4 protein-coding genes are annotated in these 4693 nt (G+C 48.7%); all 4 read left to right on the top strand.

Translation table 11 applies throughout. The features are described from left to right. Window positions 1-236: hypothetical protein (locus C5C07_RS22035; protein WP_233510487.1), on the top strand; the 236-nt coding region annotated here is incomplete at its 5' end. Window positions 237-400: 164 nt separating this feature from the next. After that, the gene (locus C5C07_RS21245; RefSeq protein WP_147302073.1) at window positions 401-1894 is read left to right on the top strand and encodes a PIN domain-containing protein; all 1494 of its coding nucleotides are present in this window, start codon (window positions 401-403) and stop codon (window positions 1892-1894) included. Next, complete coding sequence (locus tag C5C07_RS20270; RefSeq protein ID WP_115806034.1) at window positions 1872-2342, top strand: hypothetical protein; 471 nt, start codon at window positions 1872-1874, stop codon at window positions 2340-2342. The genes C5C07_RS21245 and C5C07_RS20270 overlap by 23 nt, the downstream gene beginning before the upstream one ends. A 506-nt stretch (window positions 2343-2848) precedes the next feature. Beyond that, a complete protein-coding gene (locus C5C07_RS20265; RefSeq protein ID WP_115806033.1) occupies window positions 2849-4060 on the top strand; it encodes an orc1/cdc6 family replication initiation protein in 1212 nt (403 codons plus the stop codon). Window positions 4061-4693: the final 633 nt, after the last annotated feature.

The raw sequence follows: 4693 nt of genomic DNA, 5'->3' as shown, positions 1-4693 counted from the left end.
CACGACGACGTTTCAGACGAACCCTTGTGGGATTGAAGCTCGACACCGTGTTCTTCGATGTCGTCTCTGAGGACTGTTTCAGACGAACCCTTGTGGGATTAAAGCTCATCGTCCATCCACTCCACGCGCTCCAGCGTTTCCTGTTTCAGACGAACCCTTGTGGGATTGAAGCGACCGATCCGCTCTCTCCGAGTCGTAGCGACCCGCACGTTTCAGACGATCCCTTGTGGGATTAAAGGATAGTCAGCGTTCCCAGTTATACTAATGCATCCAGCTACCAATTCTAACGCTGTTGTCAGAAACAACAGTATACTGTTGAAGTAATAGAGGCATGATTGATTCGCCTCCGATCAGTTAATGCCACCTGACATATAACTCATTGACAAGCAAATAACTAATCATGGAAGTACTCATTGACACAAATATATTCATTCATCGAGAAGATGATAAGAAAGTTCCAATTTCTCTACAGAAACTTGAGCGGGCACTTAATGAACAGGGGCACATTAAGCTAATTCATCCACTTTCAGCGAATGAAATTAGAAATGATCCCAACAAGAAGCGCCGAGAGACGTCGACATCTAAGCTTGAGACGTACCGTGAATTAGAATATCCGGAGTACCCGTCTCCTGATTCGGAATTTCGAGAGACAGTCCCAGCTGATAGTGGGAACGGAAGAGTTGACAACATGTTGTTATATGCTGTGTATAACGATGATGTCGATTTCTTGATCACAGAAGACTCTGGAATCCACACCAACGCTGCAACACTCGGAGTTAGTGATCGTGTTTTTTCAATCGAAGAGGGAGAGGACTTCTTCAAGAAAGAGACACAACTCCAAATTGGACCAAAGTCCATTGAAGCGACAACGCTAGGAGAGTTAGATCTTGACGACGAGATATTTGACTCGCTGAAGCAAGAATATGAGGGGTTTGTGGATTGGGCAAATGAACACGCTGATCGCAAAACGTGGGTGAACTGGTGTGACGACGGGTCATTAGGAGCAATACTAGTCATCAAACACAACGAAACAGAAGAAATCGGAGAATACCCCACAATAGAGCGGAGTAAACGCCTTAAGATATCGACAATGAAGGTTGGTAGCGCAAGACAAGGGTCGAAACTAGGCGAGTTACTGATCTACATCGCTGTTTCTGAAGCAATTGATCACAAAATAAACGAAATATATCTCACACATTACGTCAACGAGGACGGACAAGATCATTTAGTGAGACTAATTAGCCAATACGGATTCAATCAAGTCTCACAGGAGTCCGATGGAGAGGCTATCTTTTTAAAACACCTAACACCAACACCAGAGGCAGATCTTGATCCTGTAGATCTGGCGCACGAGTTTTATCCGTCGTTCTACGATGGGCAGTCAGTCTCGAAATTCCTGATTCCAATCCAACCACGTTATCATCAGAAGCTATTCACATCGTACCAGTATCGACGATCGATCGATACTGTAGGAGACGACTTCAGTAGTGAAGGGAATGCGATAAAGAAAGCATATCTCACACATTCAAACACAACGCTGGTTAATGAAGGCGACTTACTCTTGTTCTACCGTTCTCATGACGACAAAGCTGTGACCTCAATTGGAGTGTGTGAGCAAGTTCACTATCACCTTACTGACGCAGCAGAGATTAAACGAGTTGTTGGGAAACGATCCGTATACGAGGACGCTGAGCTGGAGGAGTTTGCAGAGAAGCCAACGACAGTCCTTCTCTTTTCATGGCATTTTGATCTGCCAAATCCAGTCAGCTACAGCAAGCTTCGCTCGGACGGTGTACTAACCGGCCCACTCCAGACAATAACGGAGATTAGCAACCAAGACTATAATATGGTGAAACAGAGAGGAGAGATAGATGGACGCTTTGCTCGCGATTAAGCCAGAATTCGCAGAGAAGATCTTGTCTGGCGAGAAGCGCTATGAGTTCCGCCGAACGAGTTTTCGGAGTGCTCAGGATATCGATTTTGTCTTTCTGTATTCTTCTGCACCAGTTAAGAAGATCGTTGGTGGCTTCTCAACTGACCGCACAGTCGAAGCCGATCCTCAAGAGCTCTGGGACCTGTACAACGATACAGCTGGAATCGACCAAGACCGATTCATGGAGTATTTTGAGGGTGCGGAGACGGGATACGCAATTCAGGTTGACGAAGCGTACCGATTCGAGAATCCAATTGATCCCGATGACGTCTTCGAAGAATTCTCGGCTCCCATGTCGTTTCTATATTTAGATGAAAAACGTAGTGACGCGCTGCAAGAATATCTCCCCTCGAAATTCCGCCAACCTGAGGCGACTAGCCTCGCTCGATACTCAACTGGCGATAACTGAACACTTTTGACGATAAGGTGGTTCGTCAGAAGTCAACACGATCGAAGACGTAGTGACGAGATGCTGTACCGACGATCGTGTTGTGGTACTGTCGCCAGACGTCAACTGTTCACGGCTTCTTCGCTACCATCCGTACGAGACTAATCAGAAAAACCACACCGCTGTTTCCGGAGTTCTCGTTCTTTATATAACACCCTCCCCCCACCATTTCCGAAGCTAATACTCAAGAGTACAGTGGTCATTGTGAGACACGATGGTGCATTACTAGCCTCAACCAACTACAATCTTATTTACCTGTACTACGGGTTTGGTATAACAGCATATGATATAAATCTATCTCTATTCTAGATCGAACGTGAGAGCGTTCCACTTGTTCGACTCGTTGCTTCGGAAATAGTGGGGGGAGGGGGTTTACTTAAACTATTTATACTAACCGAGAGCTTCGGAAGCTCCGGAAGCTCCGGAAGGCATGGTTTTATATCCCATCCGACACATCGCGTCAATAGATGCCGATCTTCACACCCTCAACGGGGATCTTCGATGATCCCCACGTCCTTTCCGAGGAGTACGTCCCCGAGAATATCCTCGGGCGGAGCCACGAGCTTCAGGAGTATAAGAACGCCCTCCAGCCGATTATGGATGGACAACCGACGAAGTCAATTCTTCTGTACGGGAAGACTGGCGTCGGAAAAACGGTTTCGACGAAGTATCTGCTTTCGCACCTCAAAGCTGACGTCAAAGAGTACCGTGATATGGAACTCACAACCGTTTGGGTTCTCTGCGAGAACGTAAACACCTCCTACCAACTCGCGGCGTCAATTATCAACTCACTTCGGGGCCCCGAGAACCACATCCGACCAACTGGATATCCTGCCGAGGATATGTACCAGATGATGTACCGTGAATTGGATGCACTTGGCGGGCACGTCGTGATTGTTCTTGACGAGGTTGATAATCTCCAAGCTGACGATAAACTCCTCTATGAGCTTCCTCGAGCACGGGCAAACGGACGGATTGAAAACGTCCGTGTAACAGTTATCGGCATCTCAAATGATCTGAAGTTCAAAGACAACCTTCGACAGAAGGTAAAATCGAGCCTCGCTCAGCAGGAGCTTCTGTTCCCTCCGTACGACGCCAATCAACTCCGTGAAATCCTTTATGCACGTGCTGATGAGGCGTTCCAGGACGACGTTCTTACTGATGGGGTGATCCCACTTTGTGCTGCGTTTGCTGCCCAAGATATTGGTGATGCTCGTCAGGCGTTGATGCTCCTCCGAGAAGCAGGGAACATCGCAAAGAAAAAAGATGCGGCTGAAGTAACGGAACAACACGTCCAACGTGCTCGTGATGAGCTCGAACAGGACCTCATCACAACGAGTGTGTCGAAGCTGACGACACAAGGAAAGTTAGTTCTGGCATCGACACTCTCGTTGCATCTTGGTGACGAAACTCCAGCACGAAACAAGGATGTCTATTCGAGGTACAAGCAGTACGCATCACTTGCCGATGCAGAGCCAGTAAGCCAACGTCGGCTTCGTGATCACCTTGGTGATCTGTCTATGCAGACGCTCCTTGATGAACGGACTCGGAATACCGGGCGACAGGAAGGCCGTTTCAAAGAGTACTCTGTTGCGATTGATGCTCAAGCCGCCGTGACTCATCTCCAGACTGATGGACGTATGGAACAGGTCGTTGCTGACCTCGAGAACAGACTGTGAACTACCCCACCCTACTCGCTCACCGCTGAGACGGTTCGCTCCTTGAGGGTGGGGGGTTCACCGGGGACTTCATCGGAAATGATGGGGGGTGTCTACTTAAAAACCCAATTTACTACGGAAGCTTCGGAAACAACGGACGCGTTGGTCAGACATACGTCAGACATCGATCTGTCTGTCAATTTGCCACCCATATTTCCGGAGGTCTTTGCGAGAGCGCCATCCCCACAATTTAGCTATCTCAAATCCTCTAAACCGGTCTTACTCCGGAAATTGTGGGGGGTGTCACTCCGCTTCTTATCACACACCCCGGTGTTTCCACCTGGATTACTTATCCGTTTACAGGACAGTACCTCAATAGTGACTTCGCCACAAGGTCCGTATCTAGTTTGATCCGGGCGAGCCGTGTGCGGCAGTGGGGATCAAAGCCCATTCCGTAGTGGCGGCGAGGGGGGAGGTGTGTTAATTCCCCGATTGTCGGCGAGGGACACAGCAACAGCACCCTCCGATTGACATCCTCCCCGCCCAGAAGGGCGTGGATTCCCACGGCACCGCACCGCTGGATTGGGATGTTTAAGGTTCGTAGCCCCCCGATGTGGACAACTACTGGCTGTGCCAATCAGCCGTTACTCCTAT

Origin of the sequence: Haloferax sp. Atlit-4N (assembly GCF_003383025.1) — an archaeon.
Lineage (GTDB): Archaea > Halobacteriota > Halobacteria > Halobacteriales > Haloferacaceae > Haloferax > Haloferax gibbonsii.
Note: the sequence above shows the minus strand (reverse complement) of the source record. Positions and strands in the feature narration are given on the sequence as shown.